The 18839-nt window shown below is 73.4% G+C and carries 9 protein-coding genes and 6 pseudogenes; 3 read left to right on the top strand and 12 right to left on the bottom strand.

Annotated elements, in window-relative coordinates:
* From ABD794_RS01830 to ABD794_RS01805, 6 genes and pseudogenes are all read right to left on the bottom strand, one after another.
* A pseudogene (locus ABD794_RS01830) lies at positions 1–311 on the bottom strand (site-2 protease family protein); the annotation flags it as partial.
* Positions 308–1572 (bottom strand): annotated as a pseudogene (dxr, locus tag ABD794_RS01825) (1-deoxy-D-xylulose-5-phosphate reductoisomerase). The pseudogenes dxr and ABD794_RS01830, both read right to left, overlap by 4 nt.
* A gap of 452 nt (positions 1573–2024) precedes the next feature.
* A pseudogene (locus ABD794_RS01820) lies at positions 2025–3941 on the bottom strand (acyl-CoA dehydrogenase family protein).
* Positions 3942–4090: 149 nt separating this feature from the next.
* Positions 4091–5534, bottom strand: a pseudogene (locus ABD794_RS01815) (aldehyde dehydrogenase family protein); the annotation flags it as partial.
* Between the two features lie 277 nt (positions 5535–5811).
* A pseudogene (locus tag ABD794_RS01810) lies at positions 5812–7355 on the bottom strand (PucR family transcriptional regulator); the annotation flags it as partial.
* A gap of 90 nt (positions 7356–7445) precedes the next feature.
* Positions 7446–9656, bottom strand: coding sequence for an ATP-binding protein (locus tag ABD794_RS01805; RefSeq protein ID WP_344960535.1), 2211 nt, complete (start codon positions 9654–9656; stop codon positions 7446–7448).
* A 259-nt stretch (positions 9657–9915) separates the two neighbouring features.
* Between ABD794_RS01805 and gabT the strand changes: the two genes are divergently transcribed.
* Positions 9916–11268, top strand: a complete 1353-nt coding sequence (gene gabT / locus ABD794_RS01800; protein WP_344960533.1) for a 4-aminobutyrate--2-oxoglutarate transaminase — start codon at positions 9916–9918, stop codon at positions 11266–11268.
* A gap of 209 nt (positions 11269–11477) precedes the next feature.
* Positions 11478–12206, top strand: a complete 729-nt coding sequence (locus ABD794_RS01795; RefSeq protein WP_344960532.1) for a phosphatase PAP2 family protein — start codon at positions 11478–11480, stop codon at positions 12204–12206.
* Positions 12207–12793: 587 nt separating this feature from the next.
* Here ABD794_RS01795 and ABD794_RS01790 read toward each other — a convergent pair.
* The 6 genes and pseudogenes from ABD794_RS01790 to ABD794_RS01765 form a co-directional block, all read right to left on the bottom strand.
* Positions 12794–13288, bottom strand: a complete 495-nt coding sequence (locus ABD794_RS01790) for a hypothetical protein (protein ID WP_344960531.1) — start codon at positions 13286–13288, stop codon at positions 12794–12796.
* 142 nt (positions 13289–13430) lie between these two features.
* The gene (locus ABD794_RS01785) at positions 13431–14843 is read right to left on the bottom strand and encodes an NAD(P)/FAD-dependent oxidoreductase (protein ID WP_344960528.1); all 1413 of its coding nucleotides are present in this window, start codon (positions 14841–14843) and stop codon (positions 13431–13433) included.
* A 4-nt stretch (positions 14844–14847) separates the two neighbouring features.
* Positions 14848–15661: pseudogene (locus ABD794_RS01780) on the bottom strand (ABC transporter permease).
* A complete protein-coding gene (locus tag ABD794_RS01775; RefSeq protein WP_344960526.1) occupies positions 15658–16575 on the bottom strand; it encodes an ABC transporter permease in 918 nt (305 codons plus the stop codon). Before ABD794_RS01775 ends, ABD794_RS01780 begins: the two are co-directional and overlap by 4 nt.
* Positions 16572–17747, bottom strand: coding sequence for an ABC transporter ATP-binding protein (locus ABD794_RS01770; protein WP_344960524.1), 1176 nt, complete (start codon positions 17745–17747; stop codon positions 16572–16574). Before ABD794_RS01770 ends, ABD794_RS01775 begins: the two co-directional genes overlap by 4 nt.
* 254 nt (positions 17748–18001) lie before the next feature.
* The gene (locus ABD794_RS01765) at positions 18002–18484 is read right to left on the bottom strand and encodes a DUF4190 domain-containing protein (protein WP_425585900.1); all 483 of its coding nucleotides are present in this window, start codon (positions 18482–18484) and stop codon (positions 18002–18004) included.
* A gap of 71 nt (positions 18485–18555) precedes the next feature.
* On the opposite strand from ABD794_RS01765, the gene ABD794_RS01760 reads away from it, so the two are divergent.
* The coding region (locus tag ABD794_RS01760) for an NADAR domain-containing protein (protein WP_344960522.1) at positions 18556–18839 on the top strand (284 nt) is incomplete at its 3' end.

Below are 18839 nucleotides of genomic sequence, written 5' to 3'. Positions count from 1 at the left end.
CAGCCGACCGGGCGTCCTCGATCATGCCCCGCCAGGGCGATGGTGGAGCGGCCGCGATCTTCCCGTCCCTCGCCGGCGGGAACATGCCGATCATGCGGATGTAGCCGCCCAGCGGGACGGCCTTGATGCCGTACTCGGTGTCGCCCCTTCTTCCGCGAGAACAGCGTCGGCCCGAACCCGACCATGTACTGCGGGACCCGGATGCCGAACATCTTGGCCGTGGAGAGGTGGCCCAGCTCGTGCCAGGCGATCGAGAAGAGCAGGCCCACCACGAAGACGACTATCCCGAGGACCGTCATCAGTGTCGTCATGCGCGGGCCTCCGAGGTCGTTGCGGCCGTACGGGCCGCCAGTTCACGGCCCGGGTCCGGGCCCAGGCCTCCGCCTCCAGGACGTCCGGGAGCGTGAGGGAAGTTCCCGCGGCGGGGGTGCCGTGCTCCGCGACGACCTCGGCGACGGTGTCCACGATCCCATTGAACGGCAGGAGCGCCCGCGAGGAACGCGTCCACGCACTCCTCGTTCGCGGCGCTTGAACACCGCCGGTGCCGTGCCGCCCAGGGTGCCGACGTGCCGGGCCAGGGCGACCGAGGGGAACGCCTCCTCGTCCAGCGGGAAGAACTCCCAGGTCGATGCCTTCGACCAGTCGAACGCGCCGGGCCGCGTCCGGCACCCGCTCCGGCCAGCCCAGGCCGATCGCGATCGGCCCCCGCATGTCCGGCGGCGTCGCCTGCGCCAGCGTCGAACCGTCCGTGAACTCCACCATCGAGTGGACGTAGGACTGCGGGTGGACGACGACCTCGATCCGGTCGAAGGGGACGTCGTAGAGCAGATGCGCCTCGATGACCTCCAGGCCCTTGTTGACCAGGGTCGCCGAGTTGACGGTGATCACCGGGCCCATCGACCAGGTCGGGTGCGCGAGGGCGTCCGCCGGGGTGACGGCCGCCAGCTCGGCCTTCGTCCGGCCGCGGAACGGGCCGCCGGACGCGGTGACCACCAGCTTGCGGACCTCCGTGAGCGGGCCCCGCCGCAGCAGCGCCTGGAACAGCGCGGCGTGCTCGGAGTCCACCGGGACGATCTGCCCCGGCTTGGCCACGGCCTTCACCAGCGGGGCCGCCGACGATCAGCGACTCCTTGTTCGCCAGCGCGAGGGAACGGCCGGCCTCCAGGGCGGCCAGGGTCGGGGCCAGGCCGATCGACCCCGTGATGCCGTTGAGGACGGTGTGACACTCGCCGCCGGCCAGCTCCGTGGCCGCGTCCGGCCGGCGAGGATCTCCGGAGAGCGCCTCGCTCCCGTACCGCTGCCGCAGTGCCTCGCGGAGCGCGGGCGCCTTGTCCCTGCCGGCGATGCCGACCCTGGCCACCCGCAGCGCGGTGCGCCTGCTCCGCGAGCAGCTCGACCGGCGCCGGCGGCGGAGAGGGCCGTCACCCTGAAGCGCCCCGGGTTGCGGAGCACGAGATCGATGGCCTGCGTGCCGATCGAACCGGTGGAGCCGAGGATGACGATCTCGCGCGGGGTGCCCGGGGGGAGGGGGGCGGAGTAGCGCAGATGCGGGTCAGCGAGGGAGTCGGTCATCCCCCTATTGTTGCCGCACGCGCGACGGTGCCGGGCGGGCGGCCGGAATTCTCGCCCCCGCCCCGCCCTTTCTCCGTTTCCGCAGGGGCCGCGCCCCTTCGGAACCCCGCTTGCGCGCGGAGGCGCGCGGGGCCCGCGCACCGCGCGGGTGGGCGGGGCCTGCGCCCACTTAGGGACCCCGAGCCGGGGTGCGCCGGTGAGAGGAGCGGCCGCGGAAGTGGGTGTGCAGGGGCAGCGAGCCCCGCCGCGGGGTGCATGGGCGCAGCCCTCGCGCGCGCGGCAGCGTCGTGTCGGGCCTCCTCGAGGACTGTCAGCCCGCTTGAGGAAACGCGTGAAGGGCGGGAGGGCAACAGCCGCCGCAGGGCGCACCCCGCCCCGTCCCTCAGTCGACCGCGCTCGTGGACGTTCTCCGCCTTCGATCTGGCTCTGGCGTACGCATCCGCGCCAGATCTCTACGGCCCGTCCCCGCTCGGGATCGAGAATGGCCGCCTCCAGACCACGCTCGTACGACCCGGTCATCACCCGCCGCCACCGACCTTCCGAGTCCACCCGTCCGTGTCGTACCACAGGGCGAGTCGAACAGCTCGTCCGCCCGGACCCGCGCCTGCCGGCAGAACCGCGATCGCGAGGCGTCCGTACGCCTCCGTCCCGTGCGCGCCGCTCGCGCGCGCAGCGGTTCGGCCCGCACGCACTGCGCGCTCACATTGCGTAAGCAGCTCGGCCCCGATGTCCACCACGCGCCCCAGTAAGGAAGCCCTGCTTGGTCACCAGCCGCCCCGTGCCAGCGCGACTATGGCGCAGTCAGTAGAACGTGCGAGCGCGCGAGCCTGGCGCGAGGACGTCGTTCAGACGTAGCGCAGTGCCCGGAGCAGGTCGCGGCAGCCGGCCGGGCTGTGAACTCTGTGTAGCTGGTCGGCCGCTGAGCCCGGACCCGCGCGACCAGCTCGGCAGCCAGCGGCGTAGAAGCCGCCATCGGCCGGGCGCCCGCCCTGCCTTGTCTGGCCCGAGGACTTGTCGGGGTCGATGAGGTCGCCCGCGACGGACAGGTGGGCGTCCACCGCCTCCCGCGCGATGAGCAGGTGCATGATCTCGGTCGAGCCCTCGAAGATCCGGTTGATGCGCGCGTCGCGCAGCATCTGCTCGGCGGGGACGGCCCGTTCGCCGCGCGCGGCCAGCGACGCCGCGCTCTCGTAGCCGCGCCCGCCGCGGATCTGGACGAGTTCGTCGGTCATCAGCCAGGCCATCTCGCTGCCGTAGAGCTTGGCGAGGGCCGCCTCGATGCGGATGTCGTTGCGGTCCTCGTCGGCCATCTGGCTGGAGAGGTCGAGGATCGCCTCCAGGGCGAAGGTCGTGGCCGCGATGAAGGAGATCTTCGAGCCCACGGCCTCGTGCTTCGCGATGGACTTGCCCCACTGCTCGCGCGCGGCGGACCACTCGCGGGAGATCTTCAGGCACCACTTGCCGGCGGAGACGCACATCGCGGGGATGGACAGCCGTCCGGTGTTCAGCGTGGTGAGCGCGATCTTCAGGCCGGTGCCCTCGGCGCCGATGCGGTGCGAGGCGGGCACCCGGACCTGGTGGAAGCGGGTGACGCCGTTCTCGATGCCGCGCAGGCCCATGAACGCGTTGCGGTTCTCGACGGTGACGCCCTCGGCCGTCGCCTCGACGACGAAGGCCGTGATGCCGCCCCGGTGCCCCTCGCTCTTCGGGACGCGGGCCATGACGACCAGCAGGTCGGCGACGACGCCGTTGGTCGTCCAGAGCTTGACGCCGTCGAGGACGTAGTCGTCGCCGTCGGGCACCGCGGAGGTGGCCAGCCGTGCCGGGTCGGAGCCGACGTCCGGCTCGGTGAGGAGGAAGGCGGAGATGTCGGTGCGGGCGCAGCGCGGCAGGAAGAGGTCCTTCTGCTCCTGGGTGCCGAACAGCTTGACCGGCTGCGGGACGCCGATGGACTGGTGGGCGGAGAGCAGCGCGCCCACGACGGGGCTGACGGAGCCCACCAGCGTCAGGGCCTTGTTGTAGTAGACCTGGGTGAGACCGAGGCCGCCGTACTTGACGTCGATCTTCATGCCGAGCGCGCCGAGCTCCTTGAGCCCGCGCACGGTCTCGTCGGGGATGCGGGCCTCGCGCTCGATCCGGGCGCTGTCGATCCGCGTCTCGCAGAAGTCGCGCAGCCGGGCGAGGAACTCCTCGCCGCGCCGCACGTCGTCGGGTGCGGGCGTCGGGTACGGGTGGATGAGGTCGAGCCGGAACCTGCCGAGGAACAGCTCCTTGGCGAAGCTGGGCTTCTTCCAGCCCTGCTCGCGGGCCGCCTCGGCGACCTGGCGGGCTTCTCGCTCGGAGACCGGCCGTACGGATGGTGCGGACATGTGGCACCTCGCCGCTCGAGTCGTGGCGTCGTCCCGGTCACTACCGACCGGTGCTACCCGTCCGTATGTACCCGATCCGGACGGCCTCTACCAGACCGCGTGCACGGTTCCGGCCCCGGCGGAGTGCCGCCGGGGCCGGAACCCGCACCTCAGAGCGCCAGGCCCGTCAGGACCAGCACCCGCTCGTAGGTGTAGTCGTCCATGGCGTAGCGCACGCCCTCACGGCCCACGCCGGACTGCTTGGCGCCGCCGTAGGGCATCTGGTCGGCGCGGTAGGACGGGACGTCGCCGATGACCACGCCGCCGGTCTCCAGCGCGCGGTGCGCGCGGAAGGCGGTCTGCAGGTCGTGGGTGAACACGCCCGCCTGGAGGCCGTACGGCGAGTCGTTGACGGCGGCGAAGGCGGCCTCCTCGCCGTCGGCCTTCGCGAGGGTGAGGACCGGGCCGAAGACCTCCTCGCAGGCGATGGTCACGCCGGCGGGGACGTCGGCCAGGACGGTCGGGGCGTACGTCGCGCCCTCCCGCTTGCCGCCGGCGAGCAGCTTCGCGCCCGCCGCGACGGCCTCGTCCACCCAGGACTCGACGCGCTTGGCGGCGTCCTCGCTGACCAGCGGGCCGACGTCGGTGGCGGCGTCCGACGGGTCGCCGGTGACCTGGGCCTCGACGGCCGCGACGACCTTGGGCACCAGGCGCTCGTACAGCGACGCGTCGGCGATGACGCGCTGCACGGAGATGCAGGACTGGCCGCCCTGGTAGTTGGAGAACGTCGCGATGCGCTGCGCGGCCCAGTCGAGGTCCGCCTCGGAGGACCAGTCGGCGAGGACGACGGCCGCGCCGTTGCCGCCCAGCTCCAGGGTGACGTGCTTGCGCGGGGCGGAGTCGAGGATCGACCAGCCGACGGGGCCGGAGCCGGTGAAGGAGATGACCGGCAGCCGCTCGTCCTGGACGAGCGCGGGCATGCGGTCGTTGGGGACGGTCAGCACGCTCCACGAGCCGGCGGGCAGCTCGGTCTCGGCCAGCAGCTCGCCGAGGACGAGGGAGGAGATCGGCGTCGCCGGGGCCGGCTTGAGGATGATCGCGCCCGTACGGCGATGGCGGGGGCGACGCTTGTGCGCGGCCAGGTTGAGCGGGAAGTTGAAGGGCGCGATGCCCAGCACGACACCGCGCGGGAAGCGGCGGGTCAGGGCGAGCCGCCCGGTGGAGGCCGGGTCGGTGTCCAGGCGCTGGCGTCACCGGCATTGAAGCGGCGCGCCTCCTCGGCGGCCCACCGGAAGACGGAGACGGCGCGGCCGACCTCGCCGCGGGCCCACTTGATCGGCTTGCCGTTCTCGGCGGATGATCAGCTGGCGATCTCCTCGGTGCGCTCCGTGAGGCGCTTGTGCGACGTGGTCGAGAGCGGCGGTCCGACGTGGGGCGGGAGTCCGCGGCGAACTCCTCGCGCACGGCGTGCGCGGCGGCGACGGCCTCCTCGACCTGCGCCTCGGTCGGCACGCTGACGGTGCCGACGAGCGGCCGTCCAGGAGTTGTGGACGTCGAAGGACTCCTCGCCGGTGGCCTTGCGGCCGGCCGCCAGAAGGCGGCTGCGTGCGGAGCGGGGGAAGAGTCATGGCCGCGGCCTTCCGGAGTGTGTGGATGTCGCCCTCACGGTAGGGCGTCCCGGTGGGCCGCTGTTTGTCCGGTGTGGAGCGGTGGGAGGGGGTGGCGCGCCGGATCGGCGCGGTGGGTTTTGCCCCTGGCCCGCCCTTTCACCGTTTCCTCCGGGGAGACCCCGGACCCCCATTCGTCTCGGGCGAGTCCTCAAACGCCGGACGGGCTGATTCAGCCCGTCCGCGTTTGAGACAACGGGCCAGGGGGCTATTCCCCGGCGAACCGGCCGTCCCGCCGACGTCGTCTTCAGCGCCAGCCACAGCTCCATCCGCACGTCCGGATCGTCCAGGGACGCGCCGAGGATCTCCTCCACCCGCCGCATCCGGTAGCGCAGCGTATGCCGGTGGACGCCAGATCCGCCGCCGCCGCGTCCACTGGCCGTGGCGTGAGGCCAGGCCCGCAGGAGCGACGAGGTCGCCGCGCCCGGTGGCGTCATGGGCGCGGAGGGCGCGCAGCAGCCCGTCCGCGAAGGCCCGTACCGCGTCGTCCGCGAGGAGCGGCAGGACGGAACCGGCCGCGACGTCCTCGTGCTCGACCAGCACGCGCTCCCGCGCCGCCGCGCGACGGCGAGCGCCTGCTCGGCCTGCCGAAGGCGGCCCGTCGTGGGGCCCGGCGGGCGCGGACAGCCCGAGCACCACCCGCCGTCTCGGCGAACTCCGCGCAGGCGGCCACCGCCGCGCCCCCGTCCGGCGCGAGGACGACGAGCCGCTCGCCCTCGGGGACGGCGAGCACCGCCTCGCCCGCCCGGCTCGCCGCGTCTCCACCGCGTCGGCCAGCCCGGCCAGCGGGTCGGCCCGGGCCTCCTCGTCCTCCGGGGGCGGCGCCCACTCCGCAACCAGCAACCCGGAACGGCGCGTCGAGGAGAGCTCCGTACAGCTCGCCGGCGACGTCCCGCGCGTGGTCCGCCTGGCCGACAGCAGCATCCGCAGGACCGCTGCGCGCCAGCCGCTGTTCCGCCTGGTGCAGGGCGCGGGAGCGCTCGGTGGCGAGGGTGAGGAGCGCGACGGCGGAGTTGACGGCGTAGCGCTCGGACGTGCCCAGCGGCGCGCCGGTGCCGACGGCGAGGACGCCGCGGGCGCGGCGCCCCGTGCCCAGGGACTGGAGCTCGACGCGGTCCTCGCCCTCCTCGGGGGCGACGACGGCGCTCGCGGGGGCGGACCGTTCGCGCAGCCGCTCGACCTGGGCGCCGAGGCGGGACGCGCGGCGGGTCGCCCACTCGGGGGCGGCGGCCACGACCGTGCCGGAGGCGTCGTACAGCGCGGCCCAGCCGTCGAGGCAGGCCGCGAGCCGGGCGAGCACCCCGGCCGGCCCGTCCGCCCCGAGGGCGGCCCGGGTCAGCTCCCGCTGGGCCTCGAAGCCTGCGGTGACGGCCCGGTACTGCTCGGCGGCGATGGCCGCGGAGACGGCCTTGCTGATGGCGATGAAGGGGGTGCGGCGGGGCACCTCCAGCAGCGGGAGGCCCGCCTCCGCCGCGGCGTCGACGAGCGCGGGCGGCGTCCGCTCGTAGTTGACGCCCACCGCGAATCCGAGGCCGACCACCCCGGCCCGGACGAGCCGGCGGACGTAGGGCCGGACGGTGTCCGGATCCGCCGCGTCGATCTTCATGGCGGTGGTCAGCAGCAGTTCGCCGCCCTCCATCCACGGGACGGGGTCGGCCAGCTCGCTGACGTGGGCCCAGCGGACGGGCGTGTCCAGCCGGTCCCCGCCCGCGAGCACGGTCAGCTTGAGCGCGGAGTGGTGGACGAGCGAGGCGAGGGTGGGAGGCATGGATCCTTGCTGTCATGACAGCGCCGTCCCGTATGAACGGCTGTCGCCAATTCTGCCTCAGCGGCGTAAACGCCGGTAAGGCGTGCCCCCTCACCTGCGGAGATCCACCAGCACCGGCGGCGCCGACGCGCCCCCCACCGACGTCACGGAGAGCACGGCATGCCCCGGCGGCACGGCATGGGCCAGTTCGGAGGCGGACCAGCGCTCGCGCTCGACCGTGCGGACGGTGACCGACTGGGCCGTGACCGCACGCCCGCTGATCAGCCGGCGCAGCACGTGCATGCTGCGGGAGAACGGGTCGTGGGCGACGACCTGACGGTCCGTCACATCCCGGGTCTCGACCCACTCCTTGCCCCAGACCTCGGCGAACAGCGCCCCGTCCCAGGTCGTCACCCCGGAGAAGGCCATCCGGCAGCCGACCGAGCCGAGCAGCGGGCCGCGCAGGGCCTCGGGGACGTCGTCGAGCGTCCGCAGGGTCAGGACGGCGCCCGCGTGGGCGGAGCGCAGCCGCTGCAGGCCGCGGACGGAGTCGGCGGTGACGGCCGAGGTCGCGTCGTCGAGGACGAGGCAGGCGAACAGCGACCGGTCGGCGCGGCTCGCCGCGCACTCGGTGAACTGGGCGAGCACCAGCCGGGCGAGCAGCCGGGACGCCTCGGCGTGCCCGCGCCCGGGCAGGTCGACACGGACGCGCAGCGGGTGTTCGAGGGTGCGCAGCGAGAAGGTGCGCCCGGGGTGCGCGGTGTCGAAGAAGCCCGCGAAGGCGGGCCGGTCCAGCAGCGCGAGCCGGTCGGCGAGCAGCGGGGCCACGTCGCCGGGGCGCTCGGCCTGCCGCTCGCGGGCGTCGAGTTCGCGCAGCAGTCCCTCCTGGCCGCCGGCCGTCAGCGCGGTGCGCAGCGCGCCGAGCGCCCCGGGGGAGCCGTCGAGGAGCCCGCGCAGTTCGGGGACGGAGGGGAAGCGGCCGTGGGCTGCGCGGTAGGGGCCGAGGAGCTGGGCGAGGGCGGTGGCCGCGCGGCGGCCGTCGGCCCCCGGCTGCGTGCCGGCGAGGTCGCCGACGAGGCCCTCGGCGAGGACCCCGGCGGCCTCGTCCGGGTCGTCGGTGCCACCGTAGAGGTCGAGGTCGTACTCCGAGTCGGGGCGGCCGATCTTCACCACGACGTCGAAGGCGTCGTCCGGCGCCAGGTCCGCGCCCTCCCCCGCTGCTGAACGCGCGGAAGGTGCCCCCATGCCGACCGCGACGACGGCCGCCCGCCCGGCCAGCGCCTGGAGGCAGAGCGACTCCAGGACGGGCCGCACCAGGCGCTCCGTCTTGCCGCTGCCCGGCGGACCGACGGCCAGCAGGGACGTGCCCAGCAGCCCCGGGTCGAGGGCGCAGCCCGTACCGCGGTGGGCGTAGGGGTTGCGACGGTCCTCGGCGGCGGTGCCGATCCGCACCTGCCGGGCGACCAGGTCGTGCCGGGCGGTGCGGACGCCCAGGTCGCGGGCGCCCGAGGGGTGCGGACAGGCGGCGGCGCCGTGCCGCAGGACGGTGTCGGTGAGGGCGGCGAGGCGGCCGGACCGGGCGGTGGCGGCCCGCCAGGCGACTTCGATGCGGGCGTGGTCGACGTCGTTCATCAGCCCGGCGCGGGCGTCTGCGGCGAGCCGGTCGGCGGCGGCGTGCGCCCCGGCGGCGCGCAGCCGCGGCCACTCGGCCGGGTCCTCCCGGGGCGCGGGGGCGACGGGCGGCGGCTCGCCCCCGTCGTCCCAGAGGCGGCGCACCAGGGGCGCGCCCCAGCGGCGCCAGACCTCGGGCCAGCGCCCGAGGCGGCCGAAGAAGAACAGCAGGACGGCGGCGGTCAGCGCGTAGTAGCCGTACGAGAGGACGACGAAGGTCATGCCGCTGCGCCAGGACTCGGCGGTGAAGTTGAACAGCGGCCACATCCACAGGCCGCCGAGGAAGCTGTTCCACAGCAGCGACCACAGCAGCCAGCAGGACAGCAGCGCGATCAGCGCGCCGCCGAGCAGCTGCCGCGCGGGCACCTTGACGGGCTCCTCGGCGGGCTTGGGCCGGTGGGCGAAGGCCCAGACGCCTGGCGCCGCCTGCGGGCGCGGGGTGCGCAGCCAGGCGAGGAACGGGGCCCCGGGCGGACCGTCCGGGACGGGGGCGTCCTCCTGCGGCGGGGCGGCCGGCGCCGGGGGCGGGGGCGCGGACGGACGGGGCGGGACGGCCGGCGGCACGGCCCGGCGCGGCGGCCGCCCGTCGCGTGGTGTCGCGGAGGCGTCCTCGCGTTCCGCCGACGCGTCGTACGTGCGCTCGATGTCCATCGCTGCCCCTCGCCCCCTCGCCCGCCCTCTGCCACGCGCGCGTCCGAAGTGTCCCCGGGCCAATCTAGTGGCCGGAAGCGGGGAGTTCAGCGTCTCCGGCAGGCCCGGACGCGATCGGCGCACGGGCGGCCCGCCCGGCGTGCCATGTCCGGTACGGACAAGGGGCACGGGCGACTTCTCCCGAACGGAACATGCCGAGGCCCACGGGGTCGCCCTAGCCTGCGACCAAAAGTCCGCGTTCTTCCCCCGGGAGCCCCTCATGACCGAACTGACCGGAGGCCCGTCCCTCCCCCAGGAGCGCCGCGTCGTCACCGCGATCCCCGGCCCCAAGTCGCTGGAGCTCCAGGCCCGCCGCACCGCCGTCGTGGCCGCCGGCGTCGGCTCGACGCTCCCGGTGTTCACCACCCGCGCGGGCGGCGGCGTCATCGAGGACGTGGACGGCAACTCGCTGATCGACTTCGGTTCCGGCATCGCCGTGACCTCGGTCGGCAACAGCGCCGAGGCCGTGGTGCGCCGGGCGACCGCACAGCTCGCCGACTTCACCCACACCTGTTTCATGGTCACCCCCTACGAGGGCTACGTGGCGGTCTGCGAGCAGCTGGCCGAGCTCACCCCCGGTGACCACGCCAAGAAGTCCGCGCTGTTCAACTCGGGCGCCGAGGCCGTCGAGAACGCGGTGAAGATCGCCCGCGTGCACACCAAGCGCCAGGCGGTCGTCGTCTTCGACCACGGCTACCACGGCCGCACCAACCTGACGATGGCGCTCACCGCCAAGAACATGCCGTACAAGCAGGGCTTCGGCCCGTTCGCCCCCGAGGTCTACCGGGTGCCGGTGGCCTACGGCTACCGCTGGCCCACCGGCCCGGAGAACTGCGGCCCGGAGGCCGCCGCCCAGGCCATCGACCAGATCACCAAGCAGATCGGCGCCGACAACGTCGCCGCGATCATCATCGAGCCGGTGCTCGGCGAGGGCGGCTTCATCGAGCCGGCCAAGGGCTTCCTGCCGCGCATCGCGCAGTTCGCCAAGGACAACGGCATCGTCTTCGTCGCGGACGAGATCCAGTCCGGCTTCTGCCGCACGGGCCAGTGGTTCGCCTGCGAGGACGAGGGCATCGTCCCCGACCTGATCACCACGGCCAAGGGCATCGCGGGCGGTCTGCCGCTCGCCGCGGTCACCGGCCGTGCCGAGATCATGGACTCGGCGCACCCGGGCGGCCTCGGCGGCACGTACGGCGGCAACCCGGTGGCCTGCGCCGCGGCGCTCGGCGCCATCGAGACCATGCGCGAGCTGGACCTCAACGCCAAGGCCAAGCGTATCGAGGAGGTCATGAAGGGCCGCCTCGCCGCCATGCAGGAGAAGTTCCCGGTCATCGGCGACATCCGGGGCCGCGGCGCGATGATCGCGATCGAGCTGGTCAAGGACCCGGCGACGAAGGAGGCCCACCCCGCGGCCGCCGCCGCGCTCGCCAAGGCCTGCCACGCGGAGGGCCTGCTGGTCCTGACCTGCGGCACCTACGGCAACGTCCTGCGTTTCCTGCCGCCGCTGGTCATCGGCGAGGACCTGCTCAACGAGGGTCTGGACATCATCGAGGCGGCCTTCGCCGGCCTGTGATGGCCCGTGTGTCCGTGGTGCCCCGTGCGTCCGTGGACATCCGTGCGTGAAGAACATGTGCGGGGCGGGTGGTGGAGGGGTGACGCGGCTACCACCCGCCGCTTCCGCTGCCGTACGGTTTCTGCGGATGAGTGAGACATCCCGTCCGCGGAACCGCGCGGACGCCGCCCCACCGGTGCTTCCCCCAGCACCGGTGCGGCCGTGCCGTCGTGCACACCGGATCGGACGACCGCCCGCCCCACACCCCCCGGGGCGCGCGGTGCACCGGCCGGGACGGCGGCCCCGGAACTTCCCCCCCTGTTCCGGGGCCGCCGACTCACCTCTTCCTGCCGCTGCTGGCGCCTGTCCTGTTCGCCCTGATCGCCTGGCAGGTCGTCACGGACGGCCCGCTGCGCGCGCTCGACGAACGGCTGGGCACCGCGTCGGCCTCCTCCGCCTTCCCGCGCTCCCTCGCGGGCTTCCTCGCCGATCTCGGCAACGCGTCCGTCGCCGTGCCGGTGCTGCTCGCCGCGTGCGGGTGGGCGGTGTGGCGCGGTGCGCGTACGTGGCGGCAGGCGCTGGCGGCGTGTGTGTGCATGGCGGCGGTACCGGCGTTCGTCGTCCCGCTGAAGCTGTGGATCGCCCGGCCGGGGCCGCCGGGGATGGGGCCGGGCGGATATTTCCCGTCGGGGCATGCGGCGACGGCGGCGGTGGCGTACGGGTTAGTGGTGCTGCTGCTCGCGGGTGGGCGTAGGTGGTGGTTCTGGGCGGCGGTGTACGCCGTGCTCAATGTGGGCGTGGGGGTGGGGCTGGTGCGGTGCGGGTATCACTGGCCGTTGGATGTGGTGGGGGCGTGGTGCGTGGCGGGTTTGTTGTTGTGGTTGGTGCCCCGGTCCCGCCCTCTCACCATCTCTCCCGGGGCTCCGCCCCTCGGCCCGGCACCGCGCTCCGCGCGGTGAGCGATGCTCCGCGCGGGCGGCCGGCCGTCCGCGCTCCGTGTGGTGGGCGGGGGCGCAGCCCCCACGCCCCGGCGGGGACTGCGCCCCCTGCACCCCCGCCTCCGGGGCTCCGCCCCTGGCCCCCCGTTCGGGGCTCCGCCCCGGACCCCGCAACCGCGCTCCGCACGGTTGTCCTCAAGCGCCGGACAGGCTGAAATGGCGCGCCCGGACCTGAAATCCAGCCCGGGGCGCACCATGCAGCCCGCGCTCCAAATCCGGCGCGGGCGCGCACTTCAGCCCGTCTGGGGGTTGCCCCCCGTCCGGGGAGTTTGAGGACAGCGCCCGCAGGGCGCTGGTGGAGCCCGCGTCGGCGGGCCCGGCGGAGGCCAGGGGCGCAGCCCGGCCGGAGCCCAGCGGGCTCGACCCACCCTGGGTCCAGAGAGCGAGGGGACGCGACCCCGGTCGGGTGCAGGGCCGCAGCCCCGCCGGAGGCCAGGGGACGGAACCCCCGGTCGGGTGCAGGGGCGGAGCCCCGGCGGGGCGCAGGGGCGGAGCCCCGCCCACGCACGCGCGGAGGCGCGGGCCCCGCACTGCCGCGCCGAGCGGCATCAGGCCCGCCGCGCCGAGCGGCACCGGGGCCCGGGGCCGGCGCCCCGGTTTCGGGAAGGGGCGGGGTGGGGGAGAAAACTCACCCCCCAACCACCCCGTGCAAACGCCCCCTCCAGCCCCACCGGATCCGTCAACACCCCCGACCCATCGGGCGGCACAAGCCACCGCACCAGACAAAGCCCCCGCAGCGGATGCGGGATCACCACCCATGCCCCGTCCCCCACCCCCCGCACCCCCGTGCCCACCCACCGCCCCGCCGTCCCGGGCGGGACGAGGAAGCCGACCCGGCCGGCCCGCGCGTCCAGGAGCACCGGGCCGGGACGGCGCCGCGTCCACCGGGACAGCAACTCCGCGGCGGGACACCCGAGCGCGGCGGGGACGACGAGCACGTCCCAGACCCGCCCGGCGGGCAGGAGCGCGATCCCGAAGGGGTTCCGCTCCCACTCGCGCCGGCAGGCCCGCGGGTCGGGCGCGGCCGAGGCCAGCCACTCCATCGCGCTTCGTCCGCTTCCCGTACCGCCCCTGCCCATGCGCCGCCTCCAACGCCTCGCCCTGTGTGCGTACATGGATGAGAGGCGACGGGCGGCACGTCATGACGCGAGTGCCGCGAACAAACTCGAGCGAACTCAAAGAAGCTCAACTGTCGAAGCCCAGGCCGGCCTTGTCCATCGCCTTCAGCCAGAGGTTCCGCCGCCCGCCGTTCTCGTCGGCGCGCGTCATGGACCACTGGGTGAGGCCGATGCCCACGGACCGCACCGGCTCCGGCGGGAACGGCAGCGGCTTGGTGCGGACCATCTCCGGCTCCGTGCGCTCCGTCCGCTCCCCGGCGAGCAGATCGAGCATGACGTCCGCGCCGAAGCGGGTGGCACCGACGCCGAGCCCGGTGTAGCCGAGGGCGTAGGCGACGCGCCCGCCGTGCGCCGTGCCGAAGAAGGCCGAGAAGCGGGAGCAGGTGTCGATGACGCCGCCCCACGCGTGGGAGAAGCGCACGCCCTCCAGCTGCGGGAAGCAGCGGAAGAAGTGCTCGGCGAGGCGCCGGTACGTGTCCGGGTTGTGGTCGTACTCGGCCCGGATCTCGCTGCCGTAGTGGTAGACGACGTCGTAACCGCCCCACAGGACGCGGCGGTCGGCGGTCAGGCGGAAGTAGTGGAAGTGGTTGGCGTAGTCGCTCAGCCCCTGCCGCCGCTTCCACCCGACCGCCGCCAGCTGTTCCTCGGTCAGCGGCTCGGTGACCAGCGCATAGTCGTAGACGGGCGCGATGTACGGACGCAGCCGCTTGACGAGGGAGGGAAAGGCGTTGGTGGCCAGCGCGGCCTGCCGGGCGAAGACGCGTCCGTACGGGGTGCGGACGGCGACGCCGGCGCCCCGCGAGGACAATTCACTGCCGGGGGTGTGCTCGTAGACGCGGACGCCCAGCTCCAGGCAGGCCCGTTTGAGGCCCCAGGCCAGCTTCGCCGGGTGGAGCATGGCGACGCCGGTGCGGTCCCAGAGGCCGGCGAGGAAGGTCGGGGAGTCGACCTCGGCGCGAAGCGCGTCACGGTCGAGGTACGTGTGGCCGGTGAGGCCGTGGGCGGCGAACTCGTCGGCGGTCTCCCGGAGTTCGCCCACCTGGTGCGGGGCGGTGGCGATCTCGATCTCGCCGGTGCGCTCGAAGTCGCAGTCGATGCCGTGGCGGACGAGGGCCGCCTCGATGCCGTCCAGGTTGCGGCGGCCGAGGTCCTCCAGGAGGCCTATCTCGTCGGGCCAGCGGGCGAGTCCGTTGCCGGTGCCGTGGGTGACGGAGGCGGCGCAGAAGCCGCCGTTGCGGCCGGAGGCGGCCCAGCCGCATTCGTCGGCCTCGATGAGGACGACGTCCCGGGCGGGGTCGCGTTCCTTGGCGTTGAGGGCGGTCCACAGTCCGGAGTAGCCGCCGCCGACGACGAGCAGGTCGCAGTGTTCGTCGCCGACGAGGGCGGGGCGGGGCCCGGGCCGCCCGGGGTCGTCGAGCCAGTAGGGGCGCAGAGTGGTGTCGGAGAGTGCTTGGGCAGGGTTCATGGCACGGGCGGCCATGGTCTCAGCTCCTTCTTCGGCGTCTCCCAGCCAACTGACCGGCCAGGACACACATCACGGCGATGACGAACATCGCGGTCCCGATGACATTGATCTGAACGGGCGTGCCCCGCTGCGCCGCTCCCCAGACGTACATGGGGAAGGTCACGGTGGAGCCCGCGTTGAAGTTGGTGATGATGAAGTCGTCGAAGGAGAGCGCGAAGGACAGCAGCGCTCCCGCGGCGATGCCGGGGGCGGCGATGGGCAGCGTGACGCGCAGGAACGTCTGCAGCGGGGTGGCGTAGAGGTCCTGGGCGGCCTGCTCCAGGCGCGGGTCCATGCTCGTCACCCGGGCCTTGACGGCGGTGACGACGAAGCTCAGACAGAAGGTGATGTGGGCGACGAGGATCGTCCCAGAAGCCGAAGCTGACACCGGTGTTGAGGAAGAGCGTGGCGAGCGAGGCGGCCATGACGACCTCGGGCATGGCCATGGGCAGGAAGACCAGGCTGCTGACCGTGGAACGGGCCCGGAAGCGGTACCGGGCCAGCGCGAAGGCCGCCGCGGTGCCGAGGACCGTGGCGCCGACGGTGGCCCACAGGGCGATCCAGAGGCTGAGCGAGAGCGAGCCGCACAGGCCGTCGACGTCGCAGGGGTGGGTCCAGGCGTCCGTGGAGAAGCGCTGCCACTCGTAGTTGAAGCGGCCGTTGGGCTTGTTGAACGAGAAGACCGTGACGATGACGTTGGGCAGCAGCAGGTAGGCCAGGGTGGCCAGGCCGGCGAGGACGACGAGGTTGCGGCGCAGCCAGCGCAGCGGACGGACGGTGGTCGTGATGCTCATACGACGTCCTCCGTTCCGGCGCGGCGCAGGTAGACCGTGACCATGGCCAGGATCGCGGCCATGAGGATGAAGGACAGGGCCGCGGCGGTCGGGTAGTCCAGGACGCGCAGGAACTGGGACTGCACGACGTTGCCGATCATCTTCTGGTCCGGGGAGCCGAGCAGTTCGGCGTTGATGTAGTCGCCGGTGGCGGGGATGAAGGTGAGCAGCGTGCCCGCGACGACCCCGGGCATGGACAGCGGGAAGGTCACGTGCCGGAAGGTCGTCAGGGGCCGGGCGTAGAGGTCACCGGCCGCTTCGTGGAGCCGGCCGTCGATGCGCTCCAGGGAGGTGTAGAGCGGCAGGATCATGAACGGCAGGAAGTTGTAGGTGAGTCCGCAGACGACGGCGAGCGGGGTGGCGAGGAGCCGGTGCCCCTCGGTGACGCCGAGCGCGTCGGTGAGGCCGAGGACGTGCAGCGAGTCCAGCGCCGAGACGACGGGGCCGCCGTCGGAGAGGATCGTCTTCCAGGCCAGGGTGCGGATCAGGAAGCTGGTGAAGAACGGCGCGACGACCAGCACCATGAGCAGGGTCCGCCAGCGGCCCGCCTTGAAGGCGATGAGGTAGGCGAGCGGGTAGCCGAGGATCAGGCAGAGGACGGTCGCGGCGGTCGCGTAGCCGACGGAGCGCAGGAACTGCGGGTAATACTGGGCCAGGGCGTCCCAGTAGGTGGCGAAGTGCCAGGTGACCTGGAAGCCGTCCTCCAGCGAGCCGGTCTGCACGGAGGTCGAGGCCTGGTACACGAGGGGCGCGACGAAGAAGAGGAGCAGCCAGAGGATGCCGGGGAGCAACAGCCAGTAGGGGACGAGGCGTCCGCGGCGGGCGGGTGCGGCGGGTGGTGCGGCAGGGGCGGTGGCGGTGGCGGTCGTCGTCACGAGGGCCCCTCCCCCAGGTCGACGTCCGTACCGGCCTCGATGCGCTGGGCGGCGTCCAGCCCGAAGCCGTGGCCCGGGTTCCAGTGCAGGAGCACCTCGGCGCCGGGGACGAGGCGGGGGTCGCGCTCGATGTTCTGCTCGTAGACGGACAGGCCGGAGGCGCCCGCCGCGACCGGGCTGTCGACGACGTACTGGGTGGAGACGCCGATGAAGCTGGACGTGGCGATGCGGCCGCGGACGCGGTTGCGCCCGGCGGGCACGGTGTCGGCGTCGTCGGCGTGGGTGAGGGTGATCTTCTCCGGCCGTATGCCGACGAGCAGCTTGTCCCCGGCGCGGGCGGCGACCGGGCAGCGGTCGGCGGGCAGCGCGAGCTTGGTGTCGGCGGCGCGCAGCACGATGGCGTCGCCGGCGGCGTCGAGGACCTCGGCGGTGATGAGGTTGGAGGTGCCCAGGAAGTTGGCGACGAAGGTGGTGCGCGGGGTCTCGTAGAGGTCGGCGGGGGCGCCGAGCTGTTCGACGCGGCCCGCGTTCATCACGGCGACGGTGTCGGCCATCGTCATGGCCTCCTCCTGGTCGTGGGTGACGTGCACGAAGGTGATGCCGACCTCGGTCTGGATGCGCTTGAGCTCCAGCTGCATCTGGCGGCGGAGCTTGAGGTCCAGGGCGCCCAGCGGCTCGTCGAGGAGGAGGACGCGGGGGTGGTTGATGAGGGCGCGGGCCACGGCGACGCGCTGCTGCTGGCCGCCGGAGAGCTCGTGCGGCCGGCGCCGGGCCAGGTCGCCCAGCTGGACGAGGTCGAGCATCTCGCCGACCTGCTTCTTCACGGACTTGACGCCCCGGCGGCGCAGCCCGAAGGCGACGTTCTCGAAGATGTCGAGGTGGGGGAAGAGCGCGTAGCTCTGGAAGACGGTGTTCACCGGGCGCTTGTACGGCGGGAGGGCGGTCACGTCCGTGCCGCCGAGCACGACGGTGCCGGTGGAGGGCTCCTCCAGGCCGGCGATCATGCGCAGAGTGGTGGTCTTGCCACAGCCGGAGGCCCCGAGCAGGGCGAAAAAGGATCCCGCGGGGACCGTGAGGTCCAGCGGGTGCACGGCGGTGAAGGCGCCGTACTGCTTGCTGATCCCGGCGAGGCACACATCGGTGCCGCTGCCGCTCGGGGCGGTTGCTGTCATGGGTGTGGATCCAGAGGTGTGGGGGCGTAGAGCACATAACAGTGACATACGGACGCGGGACGTTGCGTCCGGGTCGTGCGGGTGCCGCATCGCTCACCTCCTCCGCCGGCCGCGCGGGCTCGGGGACAGGCGTTGCTCCTGCCGGATGTGATCGCCGATCCTGGCAGAGGAGGGGCCCCACAACAAGAGATTCCGTCGCAGAGAATTGGCTCTGCGACGGAATCAGCGCTTGCGCGGGATGCGGCGGGCGGGGGTCAGAGCATGCTCGACCCGATGGCGGCCGCGATGGCCAGATAGACCAGCGGCAGGATCAGGCCCAGGATGCCCAGGACGATGCCCGCGGTCGCGGCGCCGCGGTTGGTCGCCTCCCCCTTGGAGACCTTGGAGCGGCCGACGCCGCCGAAGACGATGCCCAGGATGCCCAGGATGATCCCGAAGAACCACAGGAACACGACCGCGCTGCAGATCGCGCCGATGAGGCCGGTGACCAGACCGGCGGTGCCCATGCCGTTGCTGGGCTGGGCCGGCGGGTACGGGCCCGCGCCGTACGGCTGAACCGGCGGGGCGGTCGGGTAACCCCCTTGGTAGGGAGCGCTGTTGGCGGCCGGGTAGCCGTAGCCGGGCTGCTGCTGCGGAGGCTGCTGCGGCTGCGAAGGCGGGCCGTAAGGATTCTGACCGTAGCCGGACAAAGTAGTGGATCCCCTCGTTGGATATACGCCGGGCAATGTTATGACCATGACCGGCGGCCGGGAGCCGGGCTCCGGATAATCACTCTGCGTTGTCAGTGCCCGCTGCCAGAATGGCCGTCATGACATACACGGGGGAAACACCGACCGGGCGAGCGGAGCGGACCGCGCATCTGGCCCGGTCCGTCGGGGAGCTGACGGCCGCTGTGGAGCGCGGCGAGCAGCCGGAGTACGTCCTTTTCTGGGGCCATCGCCCCCGGCGGGACGGGAGCGTGGGGCCCGGCTGCTTCAGCCAGTGGTGGCCCTCGCCCTTCACGGTGGACGGGGTGGTCTACCCGACCGCGGAGCACTGGATGATGGCCGGAAAGGCCCGCCTCTTCGCCGACGCGGAGGCCGAGGCCCGGGT

It is taken from the genome of Streptomyces thioluteus, from assembly GCF_039535865.1.
This window is presented reverse-complemented; position numbering and strand designations above follow the sequence as displayed.

Excerpts from the sequence above, each read along its gene's own strand:
- ABD794_RS01805 (WP_344960535.1), bottom strand. The coding sequence starts at position 9,656 with ATGGACATCGAGCGCACGTACGACGCGTCGGCGGAACGCGAGGACGCC.
- gabT (WP_344960533.1), top strand. The coding sequence starts at position 9,916 with ATGACCGAACTGACCGGAGGCCCGTCCCTCCCCCAGGAGCGCCGCGTC.
- ABD794_RS01790 (WP_344960531.1), bottom strand. The coding sequence starts at position 13,288 with ATGGAGTGGCTGGCCTCGGCCGCGCCCGACCCGCGGGCCTGCCGGCGC.
- ABD794_RS01785 (WP_344960528.1), bottom strand. The coding sequence starts at position 14,843 with ATGGCCGCCCGTGCCATGAACCCTGCCCAAGCACTCTCCGACACCACT.
- ABD794_RS01770 (WP_344960524.1), bottom strand. The coding sequence starts at position 17,747 with ATGACAGCAACCGCCCCGAGCGGCAGCGGCACCGATGTGTGCCTCGCC.
- ABD794_RS01765 (WP_425585900.1), bottom strand. The coding sequence starts at position 18,484 with ATGGTCATAACATTGCCCGGCGTATATCCAACGAGGGGATCCACTACT.